This is a genomic window from Klebsiella sp. YJ, from assembly GCF_002108615.1.
GTDB classification, from domain to species: Bacteria; Pseudomonadota; Gammaproteobacteria; order Enterobacterales; family Enterobacteriaceae; genus Klebsiella; species Klebsiella planticola.
Map to the genome: position 1 here is coordinate 1 of NZ_MTEG01000042.1, position 22,154 is coordinate 22,154.

At 40.2% G+C, this 22,154-nt stretch carries 24 protein-coding genes; 14 read left to right on the top strand and 10 right to left on the bottom strand.

What is annotated here, in order from left to right; all coding sequences use genetic code 11:
- Window positions 1–501 (top strand): integrase core domain-containing protein (locus BV390_RS27595; RefSeq protein WP_139156018.1); only part of this gene is annotated, 501 nt, incomplete at its 5' end.
- Between the two features lie 100 nt (window positions 502–601).
- Here the strand turns inward: BV390_RS27595 and BV390_RS27600 are convergent.
- The 6 genes from BV390_RS27600 to BV390_RS27620 form a co-directional block, all read right to left on the bottom strand.
- Window positions 602–3,040, bottom strand: a complete 2,439-nt coding sequence (locus tag BV390_RS27600) for an Ig-like domain-containing protein (RefSeq protein ID WP_085397564.1) — start codon at window positions 3,038–3,040, stop codon at window positions 602–604.
- A gap of 160 nt (window positions 3,041–3,200) precedes the next feature.
- Complete coding sequence (locus tag BV390_RS27605) at window positions 3,201–3,659, bottom strand: hypothetical protein (protein ID WP_075886550.1); 459 nt, start codon at window positions 3,657–3,659, stop codon at window positions 3,201–3,203.
- A gap of 257 nt (window positions 3,660–3,916) precedes the next feature.
- A complete protein-coding gene (locus BV390_RS31840; protein ID WP_004026499.1) occupies window positions 3,917–4,045 on the bottom strand; it encodes a hypothetical protein in 129 nt (42 codons plus the stop codon).
- Between the two features lie 41 nt (window positions 4,046–4,086).
- Entirely contained in the window at window positions 4,087–5,265 is a 1,179-nt protein-coding gene (locus tag BV390_RS27610) for a hypothetical protein (RefSeq protein ID WP_004026500.1), read from the bottom strand.
- A 127-nt stretch (window positions 5,266–5,392) separates the two neighbouring features.
- Window positions 5,393–6,157 carry a hypothetical protein gene (locus BV390_RS27615; RefSeq protein ID WP_004883008.1) on the bottom strand — a complete coding sequence of 255 codons (765 nt, stop codon included), beginning with the start codon at window positions 6,155–6,157 and terminating at the stop codon, window positions 5,393–5,395.
- Window positions 6,158–6,212: 55 nt separating this feature from the next.
- The gene (locus BV390_RS27620) at window positions 6,213–6,881 is read right to left on the bottom strand and encodes a DnaJ-like cysteine-rich domain-containing protein (protein ID WP_004181805.1); all 669 of its coding nucleotides are present in this window, start codon (window positions 6,879–6,881) and stop codon (window positions 6,213–6,215) included.
- Between the two features lie 1,274 nt (window positions 6,882–8,155).
- On the opposite strand from BV390_RS27620, the gene BV390_RS27630 reads away from it, so the two are divergent.
- The 10 genes from BV390_RS27630 to BV390_RS27675 all read left to right on the top strand — a co-directional run bounded on the left by BV390_RS27630 (window position 8,156) and on the right by BV390_RS27675 (window position 17,653).
- Window positions 8,156–8,524 (top strand): hypothetical protein, encoded by a 369-nt coding sequence (locus BV390_RS27630; protein ID WP_004026504.1) that lies wholly within the window; start codon window positions 8,156–8,158, stop codon window positions 8,522–8,524.
- Between the two features lie 101 nt (window positions 8,525–8,625).
- Window positions 8,626–8,928, top strand: coding sequence for a type IV conjugative transfer system protein TraL (locus BV390_RS27635; protein ID WP_024198097.1), 303 nt, complete (start codon window positions 8,626–8,628; stop codon window positions 8,926–8,928).
- 18 nt (window positions 8,929–8,946) lie between these two features.
- Window positions 8,947–9,807 (top strand): TraE/TraK family type IV conjugative transfer system protein, encoded by an 861-nt coding sequence (locus BV390_RS27640; protein ID WP_004181802.1) that lies wholly within the window; start codon window positions 8,947–8,949, stop codon window positions 9,805–9,807.
- Window position 9,808: 1 nt separating this feature from the next.
- Window positions 9,809–10,978: a TraK domain-containing protein gene (locus tag BV390_RS27645; RefSeq protein ID WP_004026506.1), complete on the top strand. Its 1,170-nt coding sequence runs from the start codon at window positions 9,809–9,811 to the stop codon at window positions 10,976–10,978.
- Complete coding sequence (locus tag BV390_RS27650; RefSeq protein ID WP_014386508.1) at window positions 10,975–11,493, top strand: hypothetical protein; 519 nt, start codon at window positions 10,975–10,977, stop codon at window positions 11,491–11,493. Before BV390_RS27645 ends, BV390_RS27650 begins: the two co-directional genes overlap by 4 nt.
- Window positions 11,453–12,823: a TraB/TrbI/VirB10 family type IV secretion system protein gene (locus tag BV390_RS27655; RefSeq protein WP_032437928.1), complete on the top strand. Its 1,371-nt coding sequence runs from the start codon at window positions 11,453–11,455 to the stop codon at window positions 12,821–12,823. Before BV390_RS27650 ends, BV390_RS27655 begins: the two co-directional genes overlap by 41 nt.
- A gap of 2 nt (window positions 12,824–12,825) precedes the next feature.
- Window positions 12,826–13,290 (top strand): hypothetical protein, encoded by a 465-nt coding sequence (locus BV390_RS27660; protein ID WP_004181799.1) that lies wholly within the window; start codon window positions 12,826–12,828, stop codon window positions 13,288–13,290.
- Window positions 13,291–13,292: 2 nt separating this feature from the next.
- Window positions 13,293–14,144 carry a thioredoxin domain-containing protein gene (locus BV390_RS27665; RefSeq protein WP_025368610.1) on the top strand — a complete coding sequence of 284 codons (852 nt, stop codon included), beginning with the start codon at window positions 13,293–13,295 and terminating at the stop codon, window positions 14,142–14,144.
- 9 nt (window positions 14,145–14,153) lie between these two features.
- A complete protein-coding gene (gene traV / locus BV390_RS27670; RefSeq protein ID WP_004181797.1) occupies window positions 14,154–14,891 on the top strand; it encodes a type IV conjugative transfer system lipoprotein TraV in 738 nt (245 codons plus the stop codon).
- Between the two features lie 44 nt (window positions 14,892–14,935).
- Window positions 14,936–17,653 (top strand): TraC family protein, encoded by a 2,718-nt coding sequence (locus BV390_RS27675; protein ID WP_004196678.1) that lies wholly within the window; start codon window positions 14,936–14,938, stop codon window positions 17,651–17,653.
- Between the two features lie 26 nt (window positions 17,654–17,679).
- On the opposite strand, the gene BV390_RS27680 is transcribed toward BV390_RS27675, so the two are convergent.
- From BV390_RS27680 to BV390_RS27695, 4 genes are read right to left on the bottom strand one after another with little or no spacing between them, the layout of a single operon-like run.
- Complete coding sequence (locus BV390_RS27680; protein ID WP_223814695.1) at window positions 17,680–18,096, bottom strand: trhZ; 417 nt, start codon at window positions 18,094–18,096, stop codon at window positions 17,680–17,682.
- Window positions 18,068–18,568: a hypothetical protein gene (locus BV390_RS27685; protein WP_004196661.1), complete on the bottom strand. Its 501-nt coding sequence runs from the start codon at window positions 18,566–18,568 to the stop codon at window positions 18,068–18,070. The genes BV390_RS27680 and BV390_RS27685 overlap by 29 nt, the downstream gene beginning before the upstream one ends.
- The gene (locus BV390_RS27690; RefSeq protein ID WP_004196650.1) at window positions 18,555–19,271 is read right to left on the bottom strand and encodes a hypothetical protein; all 717 of its coding nucleotides are present in this window, start codon (window positions 19,269–19,271) and stop codon (window positions 18,555–18,557) included. Before BV390_RS27690 ends, BV390_RS27685 begins: the two co-directional genes overlap by 14 nt.
- A complete protein-coding gene (locus tag BV390_RS27695) occupies window positions 19,261–20,064 on the bottom strand; it encodes a metallophosphoesterase (RefSeq protein WP_085397566.1) in 804 nt (267 codons plus the stop codon). Before BV390_RS27695 ends, BV390_RS27690 begins: the two co-directional genes overlap by 11 nt.
- 683 nt (window positions 20,065–20,747) lie before the next feature.
- On the opposite strand from BV390_RS27695, the gene BV390_RS27700 reads away from it, so the two are divergent.
- Genes BV390_RS27700 through BV390_RS27710 form a run of 3 tightly spaced genes read left to right on the top strand, consistent with a single transcriptional unit; the run spans window position 20,748 to window position 22,109 of the window.
- The gene (locus BV390_RS27700) at window positions 20,748–21,206 is read left to right on the top strand and encodes a hypothetical protein (protein WP_004196672.1); all 459 of its coding nucleotides are present in this window, start codon (window positions 20,748–20,750) and stop codon (window positions 21,204–21,206) included.
- Window positions 21,181–21,585, top strand: coding sequence for a hypothetical protein (locus tag BV390_RS27705; RefSeq protein WP_032437918.1), 405 nt, complete (start codon window positions 21,181–21,183; stop codon window positions 21,583–21,585). The genes BV390_RS27700 and BV390_RS27705 overlap by 26 nt, the downstream gene beginning before the upstream one ends.
- Window positions 21,573–22,109 carry a hypothetical protein gene (locus BV390_RS27710; RefSeq protein WP_004181791.1) on the top strand — a complete coding sequence of 179 codons (537 nt, stop codon included), beginning with the start codon at window positions 21,573–21,575 and terminating at the stop codon, window positions 22,107–22,109. The genes BV390_RS27705 and BV390_RS27710 overlap by 13 nt, the downstream gene beginning before the upstream one ends.
- The last annotated feature ends 45 nt before the right edge of the window (window positions 22,110–22,154 follow it).

Below are 22,154 nucleotides of genomic sequence, written 5' to 3' on the forward strand. Positions count from 1 at the left end.
TCGATGGATTTCGTCATGGACGCACTTTCCACCGGTCGCAGGATCAAGTGTCTTACCTGCGTCGATGATTTCACAAAGGAATGCCTGACGGTCACTGTTGCCTTTGGGATTTCAGGCGTTCAGGTCTCGCGTATTCTGGACAGCATTGCACTGTTTCGAGGCTATCCGGCGACGATAAGAACTGACCAGGGGCCGGAGTTCACTTGCCGTGCACTGGATCAATGGGCCTTTGAGCATGGTGTTGAGTTGCGCTTAATCCAGCCGGGCAAGCCAACGCAGAACGGATTTATTGAGAGCTTTAACGGACGATTTCGCGATGAATGCCTGAATGAGCACTGGTTCAGCGATATCGTTCACGCAAGGAAAATCATTAATGACTGGCGGCAGGATTATAACGAGTGTCGTCCACATTCAGCACTGAATTATCAGACGCCATCAGAGTTTGCAGCACGGTGGCGAAATGGAAAATGTGAACGTAAACAAACCGACCTTACTAACTGACGGTTGTATCTAATCCTGGGGGCAGGTCAAGGCATATCAGCCATCTTTATTAAAAAAATACAAAAACCAGCCAGAAGCTGGTTTTTGGCGTGGTTAATAATTATTTTAGTTGAGGGAATTCAACAATAAAACCGGAGGCACCGACAACGCCAGATACTCCAGGGAATATAGGGACAACAACGTCATTTCCTACAGAACCTAAATCTATTTGAATTTCTTTCGTTTCACCTGGAGAAACAATGTTTCCAATAACACTAATTGGGAATGCTGAGTCACCCCTAACAGTAATTAAAGCTGTCTGAACGCCTTTTGCTAAGGAACCATCATTACGGCGTAACTGACTTGCTTTAAGAACAGCCAGAGGTTCACCTGAAGAAAGGTTTAACGGTTTGTTAACCGCAAGGGTATTAAGTTTATCAAGAACAATGAGATTCTTAGGATAATATGCAAAACGGATAGATTTTGATGACTCATTACCTGCATCATCTATAGCTTTAACTACAAGTGTGTATTTATCAGTTTTTTCATCAAGTGAGGGAAACAAACGAGGATAAAGTGGTGTGTATGAACCATCTGTGTTATGGGTAAATCCTAATTCTACATCATCTGATGCAGGGCCTCCTTGAAGAACCATTTGAGAAATCTTGGACTTACTTAAAGCATCAGATACATCTACTGAGATGTTTTCTAATCCATAGACTGTACTTTCTGATAACAGTGGTTTACCTTCATACGAAAAAGAAATTGAAGGAGGGGAGTTATCAATAACAAGAGATCTGAACGGCAACTGAGAACTGTTGTTAAAAGTATCAGTGGCCCTGAATGTTAAATCATACTTCCCTTCAGGTATAGCCGATAAATCAAATGCATAAGTATAGTCCTCTCCAGACATCGCAACTTTTGTGCCCGTCAGAAGAACCGTATTAGAAATTGTATCCAGTATCTCTACCTTAGAAAGCATCAAGACATCACGCCAATTGCCATTGCCGGGTTGTGTGACATAAACAAGGACAGACTTATTCTCTTCTTTGTAATCATACCCTGTGATCTTAGGTATTAAATCTGTATTCCAAATGCTACGAATCTCAAATTGATTTGATGTAAGTGTCTTATCTTGATTGCGAACTATAAAATAATGAGCTATGTAACCATTCCCTTTGTTTATTGCGTATGAAAAAGGACCTGTGCAAGAACTTTCTCCGGGCTCAATAGTACAAACTTCGTAGCCTTGTGTAATGTTATAAAATGACTGCACATAATCTCTAGGATCTACAAACACAGTTATACTTTGATATTCACCTGGCAAATCTATGTTTGTGAATTTCATTGTGCCAGCAGAAAAATCGCCAATTGTTGAAAAGTTTGCTGCGAAGGATTTTATTGATGGGGATTTCGGAGCGGTTGAACTTAACTTAACATTATACGAAGCGTTACCACCACCGTACTGGTATCCATTGTGAATAGTAAATGATGTTCCAACTGGGGTGGATTGTTTTATATATACATAACTATTATCCTCAGTAAGCAAAGAACCGAAGGATAAACCAGCTTTGTTATAAGCCCTATAATTATGTTTGGGAATTTTGTACACAAGAGTGACAGGGTTAGTATTAACAGTCATCCCTGCGGTATATTTAATGTAGCCAGACGAAATGCCGGGAACAACACTAGTTGAAGAATTGGGGTCTGCAACTGCAAATAGCTCATATTCACCTGCAGAAGAATCAAATACAAATTTTTGGTCGGGGACTTGAGTAACATTTCCGGCTTTATCATAAAGGAATGCTCGAAAGCGAAACTCTACATCGGCATCCGACACTGGCATCCAGGTAGCTTTGGCTATCGTTCCTCCACCTTTAGTTATAGGGGCTGTAGCAGCTCTTGACCCTTCGTCGTAGGTCATTGTATAGCTGGATTGTGTTGATCCATCTGGTTTTATTATTTGAACAATAGCCTTATCAAAACCAGATAGATCATTGATATTCTTAATTGCAAGATTTATAGCAGACTCTTGACCTTGGCCAAGTTCCCAGCGAGGTCCCGTTACAACCATGTTGTACCCAGGAATCCATGGTACAGAGAAGTTATCAGACGTAGGGCCTACCGTATCTATTATAAAAGGATGAGATGTTGTTGAAACAACGGTAGATTTTGAGTCTAAAATCTCAGATTTTATGGTGTACCGACCATCACTGATAGGTGGAATAGTGACGGTCTTTCCGTAAAAGATATTTCCATTAGCGGAAGAAATCCTGTCATCAACAGAGATGATACTTGTTGTTGTGCTGTAAACAGCACTGTTATCAGCATCGCGAGTTACGGTTAAGCGAATTTGTTGATCCAAGCCACCAATGAGGAGAGCGTTAAAATTCCCATGTGGATTAAGATAGGGCGCACTTTCAGGGACACTTTTTTGCGCCCCATTGATATCTGTAAAGGTGTACTCGTATACCCGGGCCTGGGCGTTGGAAAACATGCTCGCGGCTATTGAGAGACTCAAAGCAAAAGCAGAATGATGTAAGAATAGTGAAAAGCGCATAGGAAACCTTTTTATGTGAGAAGCCACGAAAGTTACTTTTCAAAGACACTCATAGGTCTATACGAGAATAGTATCATGTGAAATTTTTGGGTTTCCGACATAAGAGAGCAAAAGAAAGAAATGTCACCATCTTTTGATAGTGACATTTTCACTCCGAGGTTCAGCTGAGTTGGGAAAGGATACTTTCTGCAACAGCAATCTGCTTAGTTGAAAGATGACGACCACTTTGAATCGTAAGCGTAAGGCTTTTAAGGAAGGGGTTTTTGTTGCTTGAAGACATGATTTGTCTCTCAAGGGCTGATAAATTTTTTCCTTGACTCTCACGCCAGTGTCGTGAAGAAACAATCTTTTTAGCAGCTAGATAATTCTTTTTAAAAAGCATTTGAAGCGTGAAACACTCTTTTATTAAGGTACCTTGTTTGCCCGTACCTTTACACGAGGTACATTTTCCTAAAGAATTTGCATAACTGATACGATGACGACCTGACCCTTTACAATATGAGCAGATAAAATTTTTTTCATACCGAGCAGTGCCGTTGAATTCATTAATATTGAAAACAAGTTTATTATCAATTAACTGACCGTCAACTGAATACCAACTTTCATTCGAATGTGTCATGGATAGGCCCCACCATCGCGTTATGTATGACACAATTAAATCAAATGAAAAAGGCTTGTACATACCCTATTTTAAAAATACAAAAAGGGCGAATAAGGAGTTAATTTATAGACATCAAAAACATTCACTAATAACAGCGGAATTGATTTTATTCAGTGTCTATAACGATAGGAAGGTATTTTTAGGTTAAGTTACAATAAAATAAGGAGCTGTAAAATAGCCCCTTACTTTAAAGACGAATAGGTTCAAAGAAGTAGTTAATCCTCTTCTGGATTAGCCTCCGGAAAATTATTCATTGCTACCGGTGGAACCAATACTGCAACAGGTTCTCCATTTTCTGGAAAAGGGGGGATTCCCTGCATCTCGTTGATTTTACTATCAGACATAGCCCAATCCTCTATCATTTAAATTATCTCGTTGTTTAAATTCAAACTGCGGAATCTAAATTCAATAGCGAAAATTCGTTTTCCTGACTTTCTGAAGCGGGCTCCTCCATAGGATCATTAGCTGGCAGCGCATTAGAGTTTACCTCTGATGTTACTGATGGGTCAGAACTAGAAAGTTTTCCCTTTGTTGTTTTACGCTCGAGCTTAGCTTCATGGCCACGAATAGAGTCATCTGAGTTAAATATAAGTTCAATTAGATGTCTGTCAACTTCAATATTTATTTTTTCGTTGGGTCCAATCTGATTGAGATCAAACGAAGAGGGCAGGGAGGCTCGTAATCTGTTGCAAACCTCTTTAGTACTGGCTGCGAGATTTTGTGCCAGTTTACGAGGAATTGGTTGCACTCCCAGTGAAGATTTAGTGACCCTGACAGCCTTAGGACTACCATGAGACTTAATTATTTCGGCAACATTCAGAGGAAGGGTATCACTCCCGGTGGAATTATTAATAACCTTTATCTTGGCGTTTAGGTCGGCCCGAATTTTATCAAGAGCTTCCTTTTCACCAAGATCACGAATTAATTCAAGACAGAGTGTGTACGAAATCACATCCTGACTGATCAACGTCTTTAATTCGTCATCGATGGTTGCAAGAGAAATGATTTGGCGAACTGCCATTTCAGAAATGTTTTCCCGTTGTGCAACCTGCTCAACAGACATCCCGGCATCATTTACCAGTCTGCTATAGGCAATGCCGCGACCTACGGGGCAAAGGGGAAGAGATTTCGCCCCATCCAGAGAATGCCATTCTTGTTCTATCTCGTCCCCCTGGAACTCACGCAATCTAACTAGGATGGGCAGACCTGATTCTTGTTGAGCCAAAAGCGCAGCTCTTGTACGACAGTTCCCCTGTCGAACAAGTGGTTTACCGTCAACAATAACGACAGTTATAGGGTCAATGTCTGCCCCATTCAGAAATGCTTTTTTAAGATTCTGAATATGCTCGGCAGGTTTAGGTAATTTGTAGTATGCCTCACCCAAGCCCATCTCACGGCAGTTCCAGTTTGGAACTAACACTAATGCCCTTGGATCGATCATAAACGGTTGGCCATTAACCGCTTTGTGGCAAATGTCAGGATTTGCGTCACTAAATTCCCGCAAATTTTTGACTAGCCTCCCGTTCCGCTCTGTAGAGATAAAAAAGTCAGCTGTTTGTTTCATTTTCTTACCTATGACTGATTCAATCCTGAAATTAGACTGTACAGTATTATTTTGTAAAAATTTCTCGCTATGTGGTCAAAAAAGCTAGTTTGGAATATTTTTTATGAAAGTTACTTTTACTGGTTGTTTACAATGGGTAGAGACCTTCAATTAAAACGCTAACACTATGAATATCAAGTATTTTATGCTTTTTAGTGTAGGTGACGAGGCCATGACGGCATAACAACTGTACGTGTTGAAACGTTGCAGGAGCAATGTCACTAAGGGAAACCTCTTCAGTTTTTGAAAGTAACTTTTGCAGTAGGCAGTATAGTTCCGGGCGCTTGGCAAAAAAGAGAGTTGTCAAAAAAACAGACGCCGAATTAGTCAGTTCCCAAAGTTTGTCAACCACTCTAGGATTGATAGTAACACTAGCCATGCTGATAGACTGAAAATCTATATCGTGACTGATTTCTGTAAAAACCGAGCAGGTTTGACAGATATTACTTTTTTGTATCTCGATTCTGAACTCTATGAGCAGCAACAAAAAGTAAGAAACTTCAGCAAGTGTATAGTTGACTTGCCTGATTCCGAGTGCCTGACAAACACGTCCCGATTTTTCTATAAGTTCAACAAGTGAAATATTGAACTGAAGTTCTTGATGGATTGGTTGTCTCGCGTTCAGCCCCAGCAAAATAGCAAACCATAAAGGTTGATACCGCAAATGCATCACCGGTCCGGATAAACAAAACTTAGCCTGTTGAAAGTTACTTTTACCTTTAACAAGAAGTGGAGTGATATCACAAGAGGTGATCTCAACTTTATTTTGATCACAATTAAAAGTAGCTTTATGGTTTTTTCTAAAAAAATCCTGCAATAACCCTAACTCTTTGTAATTCTTATGACTATTCATAACGAGTAAGTATTGCCTCTTTAAAAGACTTATAATTTCTGTTTGGTAACCACTGTCACTTAATCAGAGAAGATGAGATCATTTTCACCAGCAATATACTCATATTATTAACCCAGAGTCGTTTAACAACTTGGATATTGCAATTAATTATACTGCCCAGATTGAACCCTGATGGGTGCGTATCATAAGCAATAAAATGCCGGTGGTCAGAGGTCTCCAAAAGTAAAGACGAAAAATTCTCAGAAGAGTATTTTCTGGTGAGCACCTGAATTTTAATTACGGTGAGAGCCAGATACAGTTTGGTACCGATTTTGGCAGTAAAGGGCCGAACTTGAAGGCCGATTGCTGAACTTTTTCTATACCCATTAGGTTTCAGACATCGAAATTGTAACTTTGTAGGAAAGTAACTTTTATCCAATTTTTGGATGAGTGCTGAGTAAAAATTACTTTTACCCTGATTGGGAGCCTCTAAAATAACTTTAAGAAAGCTTTTAATAAGTGCTTGTTCAGGTGATTTAAATGGCATCTGTAGAGAGTTTTTAGAAGCCCACTCGTACACAGGATATACTTTTTCCATAACAGGCGGCAATGAGCCAGAACCAGCACACTGGAGGCAGTTTATACCTGAACCTAAACAGTCAGGGCATGGACGGCGAACTTCCATAAAACCGTCTGAATCCGGTTCAGCATCTGAGATAATTTCATTATCTTTGGTGACCCACATATTTACCTCCCTCACAAATATGCCAATCCTATCAGGAAAAGATCGCTAGGTAAGGGGGTATTTTTATGTCACCAGAACCAGCTGACATCACAAGCAGGGGAGCGGTAATACTTCCGATTATCCCTATGGTATCTATACGATTAATCAGTAATTCTTGAAACAAGACGCCATTACTCCAGCTGCAACGTTAACCTGTTTAGCTTGAGTCTGTATAGGTATTACGCAGACATTAGAATGTACGATGTTGTTTATCTGCTTGATATTTACAGAAAAAACTTTGCTAACAAAATCAGCGTCAATTCTTGAGAAAATCTCAGATTCGGTTAGTTTTGAGTTGCGAATAATACGACTTGTATTGTAAATACTGAGCCCGTCAATATTATAACTCAAAGCTAACATATTGTTATGTAAGGTAATTTTAAGACTTAACCCAGCGACCTCTACCATCCGACTTTTCATGATATTCCTTTCATGACAAACATAAGAATTCTCCTAAATTTACATTTAGAAATGGCCCATGGGAAGAGGGTAAAAGCGTAAGTTTTATCTTCTATAGCTGATTATGTTCCAACGTGCTATGTGTAACCGTAGTCTTTTAGATAATTATTCTAAAAATGACATTAAAATATTAAGAATCAATATGTTGCGTGGGTTACAATTTATTCAAAATTTCTCCATTTTCTCTACATTTTAGGACCATTTTTGGAGGATTTGTGCGCCTCTTTTGATGACCCACTAATTATGGTAGTAAAGCTGGAAGGGGAAAATTAACACCTGAACTGTATCACAGCCAAAAAGTGACTTTTCTCAACTCCCTGGTTGTCCTTGCTGCAGAAGTGAACATAAAGATGGTGACCAATAGTCACTTTTTTAAAGGACATCTAAATTTATCAGGTCCAAAAGTAACTTTTATGATCGCAAAAACAGTGTTTGCATGGACAAAAAAGTGACTTTTTCGAAGAAACCAAGAATGTACAGGAGGATAAAAAAGATATCGGGAGAAAATAAGTTGTCAAAATCTACTTTAAAATCAATATGTTTTCTTTGGCAAAGTGAAATGAATGAAACAGGGCGCAATTTGTAACTAATTGATAATGACATGTCGATAAGAAAAAAACTCATTGAAAAGTAACTTTTATAACTTCAGCGTTTTCTCTTTTTTGTTTAAAAAATTTGTTTCTTAGTTTGAAAATCAAAAATTAACCCAGGGTATTCTCCAATTGCTGGTTAGTCACCAGAATACATATACAATTTTCGCATTCAGGAGTTTCACAATGATCCAGAAATCAATGGCTATGAGCGGCACTACTGCTAACTACACTCTGGCTGAAAGCCTGCGTAATATGCTTAGCAATAAAATGTTCCAGGTATTTATTGCGCTGTTGTGCGCTGCGTTGTTCTCATCTATTGCTTTGGCGGGCGGGGATGACGGAGCCTTGGGTGAAATTTGGACCCAACTTTCAGAAGCTTTAAGTGGCGCGCCCGGGAAGGCCCTGGCCGCATGTATGCTGATCTCTGCATTCTACTTCTCCATCGGCCGTCCGAACCCGGGTTTGGCACTCGTTTCATTCCTTATGATGATGATTTTGGCTAACGGCGAAAAAATCATCACCGGATTCCTTGATGCGGGTGTTGTGCTTTAAAAAAAATTTTTGCTAAACGAGCAAAACAACAATTTGGGGACGAAAGTCCCCTTTTTATTACCTGTACAATAGAGAGCATGATGACTACTGGTGGTAACTGAATGGAAAATAACTACACATACCGCTTTCCATACCGGATTAATTTACCTTTGCTGATTCTCTTTTTTGATGCAAAGCAGATTGGTGTTGTTATGGGACTCTTGGCTTTCGGGAACATTTTTGAATGCATGACGATAGCCACAGTAACCGCAGTTGTTTACTGGGTCTCATACAACAAAGCTAAGGAAAGCTCTGTACGGGGGAGATTGAAACATAAACTTTGGTGGAATGGTTTTCTTCCTGGAAGAACTGTTTACCAGAGTCGATATTTCTCTGATCCCTTTATGAGAGTGCTGTACAGCTAAATTAACCCCGGAGAAGTAATGAACGAGAAAAAGTCACTTTTAGAGAACGTCATGAACTTCTTCAGGTTTGTACCGAAGAAGAAGACAGTTGATAAATCAAAGGATGATGAGGCTGACGACGTCCAGCATGAAAAAACTGAAAGTTACAGCAATGATAAAATTCAGCGTCATAAGTCCATCCTGAATTTGTCAAAAGAACTCGAGCCTCCCAAAAAAGGGAAGAAAACGGGTGCTGAACTTACCTACAGTCAGTTAATTCAGCGTGACAAAAAATTAATCTTAAACAATGGATTATTGACGGTGATTGCTGGCCTTTTGGTAATTAAAGTGGTCTTTTTTTCCACAACTGAGGTCATTGCCATCCCTCCGGATATGACTGAGGAAGTTTCCGTTGCCGGAAGTAAGGCCAGTGAGTCATATAAGACGCAATGGGGGCTATTTATAGCAACCACATTGGGGAACATTAACCCTAAGAATGTTACTTTCGTTACCAGTTATATTCTTAAGATGTTTCCGGCATCTAAACAGAGCGAGTTAGAAGCAGAACTCAAAAAAGCCTCGGATTTAATGCTTGCCAGAAAGGTTGATCAAACGTTTGTTGCAGAGGACGTCAACTTTTTACCCAGTGATAATGTTCTTTATGTATGGGGTACTCGCAAAACTAAATTCCTAAACGTCTCTGATAAGGAACAAACTGAGCGTTGGACTTACGAGATGGTTTTGAGTGTGAAAAGTGGGCGACCTCGAATACTGTATCTGAACCAGTATTCAGGGACCCCTAATATCAAAAAAGTTACAGTTAACGGGAAGGTATTGGAAAAAGAGTTCACTGAAAATACCGATATGAACAAGCAACTGAACGAAGCAGAAGCTCAATAATATGAAAAGAAAACTCTTAGGTATACTAATCACATTAAACGTGCTGGCTCCATTTGTTCATGCAGATGAACCGTTCAGTATTCCGGCGTCGGCAGTGAATACACAAGCTTTCGATGAACCACCAGATTCCGCCGAAGCTATGAATATTGTAACTAATGCAGTTAAACAAGTTCCGGGGACAGTGGCTGTTAATCAACCACCAATTGACAGCAATCAGCCGCCTGTTAATTCGAACCGCCCGACAACTGCACTACCTGCTGCCCCCGGACTTTCACCAGCGAGTGCTTCTTCACCAGCGGTTCGGTCAATGACCGATTCCCTGTTGAACAATACCCCTTCTGAGGGGCCTGGGCAGAAAGCGGTAAACGAAGCAAAAAAACGGTATCAGCCAATGCAAAACGTCACGGTGCCGCCGGGTGGAAACATTGTTCTCCCTGTTTCATTAGGTTTACAAAACCGTATCCAGACGACTTTTAAGAACGTAAGCGTTTCTACAACTGCACCGTCAGAAGATACAACCATCTATGTAGAAGGTGGCAGTGTCTTTATAACAACTGTAAAAGATGCGCCTATAGGTATCATGTTGTCCGAAGAAGGGGTTCCTGAATCAACATATAACCTGACATTGATCCCCATCGATGTACCGGGAGCTATGATTCGTGTTCAAACACAGTTAACGCGAAACATGGCCATTGAACGTGATCGCCATATCGCTGAAAACACAAATAAAGAACTTCTTGAAAAAGCGCAATCGGGTGAGCTTGACGAAAAAGCTATTGCTCAGGATGACCGCAAACAAAGGATAATAGATATTCTTTATCCCGTTGCTAACGGTGAGGTACCTACCGGTTTTGCACTCCAACTAGATAAACTTTCGGTTATACCTAATAACGAAAAATCCCCTTGCCGGTTTAATTTTTACGCAAAACTTGGGCAACGTCTTATTGGGGCTCGTGAACTGGTTGATGTCATTCTTGTGCAAAACACACTGACATATCCATCGGTTGTTGATGACCAAAAATGCATAACACCAGGTGTGATTGCTACCGCAATCTTTGATAAAGCATTCTTACAACCGGGTGAAAAAACTGAGCTGTATATCCTTCGTGACAAGCTTTACCAGGAACGGGAGTCACGTGTAACTAAACGACCAAGTCTGATTAATGAATGACAAAAAAAAGTAACTTTTCAATTTTCACTTGGGGCATTTTGTTCAGTGTCGGTCTAGGGATGGGGTTTTTTATAGGGAATTTAGCAAAGGAACGCACCGCGATAGTTCAAATTGTGCCATCGGAATATACAGTGCAAGAATCAGCGCCCCCTGGCTTTGATGATTTTAAGGTATATGACTCTGACAAATTGCTATCTGATAAGGATTTCACTCGAAAGGGTAGCTTTGATTCAAAACCGGATGAAAGTTTTGATGAAAAAAGCATCACCACACTTGATCAGAAAACCAATGAACAGGCAATAGAGTTGCCTCACATTGAACTGGATAGTGATAGTCAGTTCTATGAGCAACTCGAAAATAACGTTTTCAAAAATTTACGGGCTGAGCCTCCTTACTCTGTACCGCAGATAGATGAAAAGGTCAGGTCATTGAGGGTAAAGAGATATTTACCACCAAGTAATAAAGGTCAATATAATGAAAACTTTGAAGCTGAAGGAATTGTGGGAAGAAAATAAAGCAATTCGAATTGCTTTTTTGCTTGTCCTAGCATTAGCGGCTCTTGTGATGGTAACCATCACGCTTATGGGCGGAGATGATTCGAGCAAGAAAGCTAAAAAAATTAAGCCTGTGACTAACTTGCTTGACACTTCTTCCATCGTCAATATGGATGAAGAAGGTCAGAAAAGGTTTTTGCAAACAGTTCAGCAGGAAAACCGTAAAGATCAACAAAACATGTTGGATCAGGTAAAGCAAATGGAAAAATATAAGGCCGAAAATTCCAGTGAGCTGACTGAACTTAAAATCCAAATTAAGCAACTGAACCAACAGATCTCTGATATGCAGAATGGAAAGGGACCTGCGAGCAATCGTAGTCTTGATAACCGCGTAGGCCAGCCGGTCTATGAAAATCAGCAGCAAAATCCAGCCTATCAGCTAAACCGTAATGCAGAAGGGAATCGCAATCAGGAAATACCAGTTGCAGGAGGGATTGCGCCTCAACGCACTCAGTTGGTACGCACTATAACCAGCAACAGCATTACCACGGCCAATAACGGTGTTCTTGAAGTCACACCAATTGTTGAAAAGAACATTACTAACGCGAATCAAAAGCGGGTCGTTAAAGCTGGACCTGGAGCTGCTATCGCAGGAGATGGTACTAAGCCGGTTGATAGCAATGCTCGCCACTCAAAGCGTGCTGAAGACCAGTATTTGCCTGCTACGTCTCAACTGTATGCAGTTCTGGTGACAGGTGTTGAAGCGCCGACATCATTGTCGTCTCAAGAAGAACCTTTGGGAGTAACGTTCAGGGTTAAACGCGATGTGTTTTTACCCAATAACTACAGAATGGATCTACGTGACTGCAACCTCTTAGGTACTGCTCGTGGAGATATGGCTTCTGAACGAGTCTATATCCGCACAACTAGTCTGAGCTGTGTTAATTCTAAAGGCAAAAGCTTTGATATCAAATTGGAGGCATACGCTGTTAGTGAAATCGATGGTAAAGCCGGTATCAAAGGTACGCTTATCTCCAGAAACGGTAACGCCATTATGGGTAGTGCTTTTGCAGGTGGACTTAGTGCGCTGGCGCAGGGACTGAGCCCAAGCAAAGTTAGCCAGTTGAATATCGACCCTAACTCACAAGCACAATACCAGGGACCTAATATTGGTGCTCTTGGCGCTGTGGGTGCAAGCGGTATGGTCTCAGGAGGATTAAACAAGCTGACAGACTGGTATACCCACATGATTGATCAGCAGTGGCCAGTTGTAGAGCTTTCTCCGGGTATTAATGCGACTTTTGTCGTTCTTAGTGGTGCATCCATCCCAACCAATTTATCGGCGAAATAAACATGACTCAACCAGTTAAAGATGAAGACCAACATGACGCTGATTTTGAAAAAGTGTCAAGCGAACAGAAAAGCCTGACATTCTCACTGTCTTATTCTTTAGTCGAAAAGGCTGTTAAAATCATCATTGTCGTCGCTATCCTGGTATGTATTTCAGTGTATATTGGGAAGAGAATGAATGAAGGAGTAGGACTGTTTCATAAGAGCGTAAAAATTGCCGTTCTTAACCCTTCTGCTTTAAATGAACAGTATTTAAAAGCACACAATGGAAAAGGTGAAGGTTATCTCCCTTATATTCGCAAGTTGATGGCACTTTACCGGGCACGTGATTTCCTGGTGCTCGATATGAATTATGTCATTACACGACCATCAACAGTAAATGAAGTAGCTTACATAGATGAATCAGAAGTAGAAAGCGAACTGACTGAATATGGTATAGACCCTAAATATTTTGAGGGTAAACAGTGATTATGAGAAAGTTACTTATCAAGTTGCTCGTGTGTATAGCACTACTCAATTCAACTCATTCTGCTGCAGCTGATAAGTATGATGCAGAAGCTGCGGCGTTAACACGCGCTGCTGCTGAAAATGGTCTCGCTTTAAATCAGTCGTCAAGGGGATTAGTTAGCAAGCTTAGTCCTTACCAGCCAAAGGATGCTGTCTACTTACCGACGGGTGGGATTTTTTTATTTGAGGATCAGCGAAGTGGCCTCACCCTAGTTACCACAACGGGTCGCTACTCTTTTTCAGAAGGTAAAGTTTATGATGTTCTCAGGAAAAAACAAGTTCAATCGATATCAGATATCCGAGAAAGTTACTTTTTACCATTGAACGAAGCACCGTTCAAACCTGAGGATGCCTTTACTATCCAGTTCGGGAATCCGTCCCTCAAACGACAGGCAGTTATATTCATTTCTCTTGATTGTCAAGATTGTATTGACTTTCTGAAAAAGATGAATGAAGAAAGGGAACTTGTTCGCTTTGATATTGTTATTTTACCCAGCCCTGGCGAATCAGCTAAACGGGTAAAACAAATGTGGTGCTCTGTTAAAGCTGGTAAAATTACCAATTACGATATTCTTCAGTCGTTATTAGGAAAATCAAAAGATATAAACAACCGGCTTATTCCTCATGAAAATCTGAAAGATTGTTCAGTAGAACCTATTGTTACAGGTCTATACCTGGCATCCATTTATAACGTTCAAGGCATCCCATCTGTAGTTCGTGAAGATGGAGTGTTGGGCAATGGATTACCGACTGATTATAAAAACTGGTTAAAACTGAATTTACAACCTTTGCTTAAAAATCCCTTTAACAAATAAGGTATATAAATGAACAACATCACGAAATTTCTCATGTCTGTTGCTGCGGTGTCTTCTTTATCAGGGTGCATAGGTCAATCTGAGAGCAGCTGCCCAGGTATTGAAAAAGGTGTGCTGTGTATGGGGCCACGGGCAATTATGGAAGCAACTAACAATCATGACGATCTCAAATATTTAAAAAAGGAAGGTGATGAGGGAAAGCAGGATATTGCAGATAGCAAATATCCAACGTCGTTGACTCCGCCACCGGGCGTGCAGTACCCAAAGAAACCGGTAGTAAGTGCTGGCCCTAAACCCTTGTTCACCGGAACTTCTAAGCCGGTGAAGCCGCTGACAACAGCGAGTTATGTGTCGCAGCAGCGCGTACCAGCAGGAAAGGGACTGTATTCAGAATTTGATGGCAAGCCGGTAAACCCAACGCTGAGTTCATATCAAGAGCGTCAGTATCAGGTACAGGGTACGAGACAAGCTGTTATCGCTCCTGAGCCGCTGGCTGTGTTAAGACAAGGCAAAGTTATGCGTGTGCTTATCGCGCCTTACACAGACGATAACGACGCTTTGAACCTCCCTGGCTATGTATATGTCAATGTTAAGCCTCAAACGTGGGTGGCAGGTGATTCAGCATTAAAAAATCCGGCGCGAATTGTCCCACTGGAAATTCAGGAACGCGCTCGTGACAACATGCAGCAGCAGCAACGTAGTACTAAAGGCGTAACGGCGAATGGGGTTACCGGTAGTTCTTTCTAGCCACACGCATAAATATAGTGTTCCACGGAATGTAAGGTAACAGTATGAACAATTCACGTCTCGCAAAAGAACTTGAAAGATATAACTTAGGGCACTTCATTCCCGTGGTCGACAGAATGGTGGATGCCCCTTATTTTTTGCTGGAAGATAACGCGGTAGGTTTCTTTTTTGTCTGCAACCCTTCTCCTGGATTGTATGATAACCAACAAAACCTATTGACGGATCTGTTTAAAATGGATTTTCCTGCGGAGTCCATTATGCAAATGACACTGGCTGCTTTACCGGATGTCAACATATCATTGTCCCGTTGGTTACGTCGCAGAGGTAACAGGATGGGAGGTAGGGATAATGAAAAAGCGGATCTTCTTACCGTATACTCACTGGATTACCTGACAAAAAGTCAATATGAGCCTTTGAAAGAAGCTGATGGCATTAAGATCACGCAAGCTGATGATTTGAAGCTTAGGAATTTCGAGTTGTGGGTAACGGTTAGGATACCTATTAAAGGTTTTTCTCCTAATGAATCCGAATCCATGCGACTGGATGGCCTTTTTAAAGACCTTCTATCTAAACTAGAAGGTTTAACCTTGTCACCAATTGTTGGTAATGCTGACACATGGTTGTACAGTGTTGATAAAATATTAAACCCCGGAAAAGACTCCAGATGGAAATATGGTGGACTTGAAGCTAGTACATTAATGCCATTAAATAATCAGGTCAACATTCCAGGAAGGAAATATGAGGTGGGGGAGGATTATTTCGCGTCATTGTCTGCTGATGATGATGAGACAGCTCAACGATATTTTAAGCATTTGTCGATGACAAAATTCCCTGAATATGTCAACTTTGGTGCTGTTTACGAGTTGGTTGTTGACTGGATGACTGGAAGCAAAACCATTTTCTCTCCTTTTATTATCAACTTCTGTATACAATTCCCACATCAAAAGAAAATACAGAAAGAGTATCTTCGTTATAAAGCGATAACAGATAATCAGTCAAAAATACCTATTGTTTTAAAATATCTTCCTCGCCTTGCCGATATGGACAAGGATTACTCGGCATTGACTAGAGAGTTGGAGGATAAAGCTAAACTACTACAAACTTACATGACATTTATCGTCATGGATAATACACTGGAAAAAGTGAAAATAGCTGCAAAAAGTCTGATTAACTATTACAGCGAGAAAAAAATCGTTGTGGCTGATGATAGTTATATTTGTTTTTCAGGTGTCATGTCGGCTTTACCTTTATGTAATGATCCGGCGACTTTTAGAGATATGGATCGTGGTGATGTAATGACTAATACGGGTGCGGCTCACCTAGCTCCTATCTTTGGCCCCTGGAAAGGAAACTCCACAAATCCAGTCATTCCATTTGTAACCCGCGAGGGACAGTTGGTTATGATTGATATTTTCGAAACTTCAGCCAGTTACAACGTATGCGTTGGGGCTACCTCAGGGGCAGGTAAATCATTTGCAGCAAACAACATTATTCTCAACTATCTTTGTTCTGGCGAGCATATAAATCCGCTTTATCATTTTGATGATATTAGAGATCTGCTTACGGCAGATAAATACGATCCGCCTCTGGACCTGAATGGCAAATTTAATGCGTCACCAGATGGTGCTCAGGTGTTTGTTGTTGATATCGGACGTTCATATCAAGGGCTTGCTGAGCAATTTGAGGACTCTCAATTTATTGATTTTGGAGTTGACGCTACCTTTTCTCTTAACCCTTTCGCTTTCCTAGTGAGAAAATATACAGGAGATGAATCATTGGAGGGATTAACGGGAAATTCAGGTGAAGAAAGTAAAGAATCAGACATTATTGCTCAAACAATCATGGTTCTGAATCAACTAAAACTAATGGCTTCAAGTAATGGTAACATTAGTTCTTTACAGGAAGCAGTAATGCTTCGTCTTATTGCTGAGGAATCAAATAGCCCTGAAGATGGATATCTTCCTTCAGTTACTGGCTTCGCTAAAAAATGCATGAAGCATGAGAAACAAGAAATTAAAGATATAGGCATTCAACTTGGACCTTGGTGTGAAGGCGGCATTTACGGTAGGAGGTTTACAACATCATTGCCACCCATTAATTTTAATAGCCGCTTCATTGTACTTGAACTTGAAGAACTCAAACCTACACCACATCTTCAGTGGGTTGTGTTAATGTCGATAATCCAGGCAGCACAGCATGCTATGTTTATTAAAAAGGATGGTCGTCGTCGTTTGTTTATACTTGATGAGGCCTGGGAGTATATCGGCGAAAGTAATGGTGATGATGCTGCTGTTAACTTTTTTACTAAATTCCTTGAAGCAGCATGGCGTCGTTTCCGTAAAACAAACTGTGCAGGGATCTGTATTACACAGAGCTTCGAAGACTTCTACAAGTCGCCAATCGGTGTAGCGATAGCCAACAACTCACCATGGAAATTTATTATGAAGCAGAGCCCAGAGGCGATTGATTCAATGGAGAAAAATAAATATATTTCAGCATCAGCATCAGAATATGAACGGATGAAGATGATCAGGACTGTAAAGTATGTTTTTTCAGAGATTATGATTCGTTTTGAGAACGTGCAACAAATCGTCCGTCTTTATGTTGATCGTAAAATGGAACTTTGTTTTACTACAGACCCGTCTGACCGACGTAAAATATGGAACCTTGTTAATGACGGATATACGTATGCCGAAGCAATTGACAGGGTTTATGAAGAAGAGCTAGTACAGTTAGGCATGAAAACAAGGCAGGTTGCTTAAAGAGAAAAGGGGCATAAGCCCCTTTTTTATTGTAAAGTAACAGGTTGTGACATGACTGGACGCAAATCCACAACAACTTTATCCCGTACTTCATCAATATTTACACTTAAGGGATATTCACCAGGAAGAGCGCTAGTGACCACAACGGGTGGACTATTAGTAAAAGCTCTCTCTGCGGTTGGTGCTGGTTTGTATATCATGAGGGCAACATTTCGGTAGTCTTTGTAAAGGATACCAAATGTTTTTCCTTCCTGTGTATCTGGTATATCCACTTTAATTGGTGTCAAACCCATTCTTTGCTTTGTGATCACATTAATGACTACAGCTCCTTGGGGATTTGAGTCAATCGTATAGGTAAAGGCCCATGATGCACTTGTTGTCAGAACAATAGCGAATCCAGCTAAGCAAACTTTTTTAATTCCACGAGCTATAAATAACATCATTAAATTCCTCTTTTTCTTTAGCAGAAGTAAGCTTAAACTGCATCATCACTTCAATAGGGACAGTTGTATCCTTCTTATCCTTGGACAAACCATTGAATGTATTGTTAATGAAAATCAACTTTATATCATCTGTATAGCACAGACCTAATAATGCTACATTAGGAACCATATATGTACTGACTGCAGCGGGAGGAATGAGCAACTCCCCCTGAGACTCATATCCGCAACGATTCCCGTATAAGGAAAGTTTATCTACAGTCATAAACTCATTATAACCATTGTCAATTATTATATATACGTCGATACCTGCATTGACTACGCGAACAGAATATTCCCCTGTAACCTTCCCTGGCATTTCAACTGTTTTAACAGGGCTAAAGTTAATCGCGGGTAGCGTTTTATGCCATCCTGGGGGGTGCTGACAAGCTGTTAGTAAAATTATTACAAGGAACATCAGACTATTTTTCAACATGAGTTTCTCCGCTAATGTTCATTATTATTTTTTCATGTGGATAGGCAACAAGATTTTTAGTGTAATATTGTGATCCCGCAAGCATATTATTTCGGGTAATTATAAAAGCCTCCTTATCAAAGCTCACAGAAGTAAATTTGTCGACCTGTACTTCATAAAAACCTTTCTTCAGTTTATTTATATTACCAAAGCCTGATAGCTTAACAACCTTGTCATCATGTGACATTCTTTTTTGATTTGGTGAAACTTTATATTCAATTAGCTTTGTCTCTTTTGCAGCACTAATTGCTTTACCGGGTAAAACAGTAAGTACATTTGGTTTCTTTTTCCCTGTAATGTAGACTATTGGAATGAAATCGTAGAGTTTTTCAGCTTCTTTAATTTTTAGTATGACGTTACTCCCAGGTTCTACCCAAATCATGCCATCATCTTCTGAGAGAAGCGTACTGTGTCCATTTTTTATGATGACAGAGTATTTAATTTCCGGTAAGGAGAGGATTAATGGGAATGATCTTGTGTGATTGCTAATTCGAATAAATTTTGTGTTGTCAATTTTGTTTTTAAAATAACTTGTTTGGACAACAATGTTTTTCATTTTCTGGTCAACCATAACATCAGAACTTAGCTGGAGCTGAGAGCCTGCCATTACGTAGCTTGCGTTTGGTAACAATAAGATAACACAAGCTAAATTCTTAAAACTCATAGCAACTCCCATATTCACTTTCAGTGATGTCAAGAAATCTAATTTTGAAATCAAGTGGTGCATTTGAGAGTCCATCCCAGTTGTTAGGGAACAGACACAAGGTTGATTTAGCTAGTTCAGTTTGCCCTGAGAGAATTCGTTTTAATTGGTCAGGTTGATGCACTCCTAATACTACAAGCGATATATCATGTATTGTCTTTCCTGATTCTAGAAAATACCTAGTTCTGGTTATATTACTCGCCATAATGCGTAAGTTTTGGTTATCCAACTTGTTCAAGGTTGCCATGAGAGTGTTCCAGTCACCACCATCGTGGGGGATATCTGACGAACCAATTATGTATGTTCCTAGTTTTGTTTTGAGATTTATTACCAGTGGGTAATCGATTTTATAAATATCACGTTCAAGCAAAATCTGGTCGTAAGAGTCATGCCAGCTTCCACCTAAACTTCTCCAGTGTTTACGAGTATGTGTATCCGGAAAGTACCTGAAGGTTTTAAGGTACTTTTGAGTAATAGCATCAGTCATAAGTAATTCATGAAAACCTACCACAGTGAAAAAATGAACTTTCCTGTCACCAAATTTTTTGTAAACCACTGCCTCAAGCAGCTGACAGGGAGAAGGGCCCCAGTCAAACAAATTACCAGTAGTTATAACAACCACTTCATCACCGGACTGGGTCAGTTTTGAAAGGCCCTTGAGTAACAGTTCAAAATGTCCATAAAGGTCACTGACGATAAGAATTCGTCCTGTAAAATCAGTAAGGTCAATACTTAGATTTGAAAGAATAGTCATTTATCACCTCTGTGTGATCATACATTTATGAGGGATGTGATGACGTCGCCAGAGAGGAAAAAAGCTATTTTTACAATATTTTTTTTCAGTACATTGTTAGATTTATGTAAAAGTGACTTTTTAATAGTTGATGAGAATCATTCCCATGTAGGCATGTAACACACGTGGTTTAAATGCAACCAAAGGTCTGACCTCCAGCGCGGGCTCACTCATTCTTTACAAGGTTAAAGAATTACCTCAGTGCCACATTCGTAAGCGCAGATCCAGTGAAAAGGCATGTTATCAAACACTTGGCGTTTCGTTATAACTTATTGTTTTAAATGGTGATACTGCAATGTAAAAGCAAGGCATACTCTGATTGCTAAAGTTAAAGATCCTGTTACCAAATCACAATCCAGATTCTTATTCGAGCTAAATTGTGTGCATTCTGATAAAAGTAACTTTTGGCGCGTTGTAATGTGTTCCTTTCGATTGATGATCTAGTTCAACAAGTGAATAATACGAGCCCTTAGAATTATGAGCGGTGCAGATATCGGTAGCTTACATGTTAAGCTAAGATTAGATAAACCTACAGGTTCAGAGCGAAAGTTAACTTTTTCTCACTCTGGCTGAGGTAGGAATACTTTGTTTTTGGTATGATTTTTAGCGACACACTATCCATCAAAGCACATGAGTAACTACAGATGACAGATGGCATGATTTACCATGGGGTACGAAAGCAGGAACTTCTCAAGATTATTGAGCGCTCTGGCTTAAACTTCGAAGAAGCAACCAGTAATTTTGGGTTTGCTGACAACACCCGCAATCCACTTTCTTTGATCCTGGATGGGTATTTTATTCAGATAATTCCTATGGCCCGAGAGGAACACAATTGGGAAATAGCTCCAGTAGATACTGTTATCTTATCCATTATTATACCCCCTTCGCTTGATGAAGACCCAGATGAAAACACGATGACAATAATGTCGGATTGTGGAATAGCTGAGTTTGAACTTGAAGATGCAGGCATCAGAATTAACAGAATGATAACATTTGTAGGTGGTGCTACAGCAGAAAATTTCCTACATCAACTTAGAATTCTTTACATTACTGCATGCCAGACCCAAGGGGGATTTGATGACGATGAAGATAGTGAGTATTAAAAAAGTTAGTTTCTTCATAGTTCCACTTATTACCCTGCTAGGTATTTATTCTCTAACTATGAATAAACCAAGCCTGTCGAGCTTTAAGCAAAACTCGGTTCATGCCGCAAGTCTGGCGGGCGCTGAAACCAGTATGAATTTTAAGATCGTTGATGAAAAAACAATAATGATAAACAACATTCCTTCTATTGTTAAAAAGGAGTACATTAAAAGTCTTAGCTCTACAGAGGTTCCACCTGGTGCTCCATCGGGAGACTATCTAATGCTAGAGACCAGTGCTTATATTTTTGCGATGAAGCAATCTGGAGGGAATACCTACATTGGTCTGGTGAAGGATTTAATCAACGAAGGTGAAGGACATATTTGGTGGAAAATATAAATAATGATGTTCCACAGCATCAACCTTACCGAAATGAAAAGGTATTTAATTCCGGCAAGACTGCACTTGAGCTCAATTATTCTGAGACAAATGGCAGTGTGAATCTTATCCTTGCTGGGCCTTTAGCATCTAAGCCGGGCGCGTTTGACTGGACTGGGCAAAAGGCCTTTTCAACAAAGCTGAGTGATGATGAAGTGATCGCTTTGTGTATGGCGTTTCTTCGCCTTACTCGTGAGGCTGTTCTGAAAGATAAAAAAACAAAGCACCATAATAAGCAAGTCTACAAAAACGTAAAAGTTACTTTTGATGGTAAATCCACAGCAATGTTGGAGGGGGGCGTTGTAGCTATCAACAAAGACGAGCGAGACATTAACTTTATACATAAAATTAGTATTGATCCTGCCGCCTGCCTTCGCTTAGGTCTTTTCCTCTTATCCGTCATACTGGCCCGAAATCCAGGGGTTCCATCTGACGCGGTTCTAACGTGCATGCGTCTTAATGCAAATGCTCAACTACAAAAGTAACTTTTCTGTACAGCCATTCCCGTTTTACGGGAATTTCAATGAAGA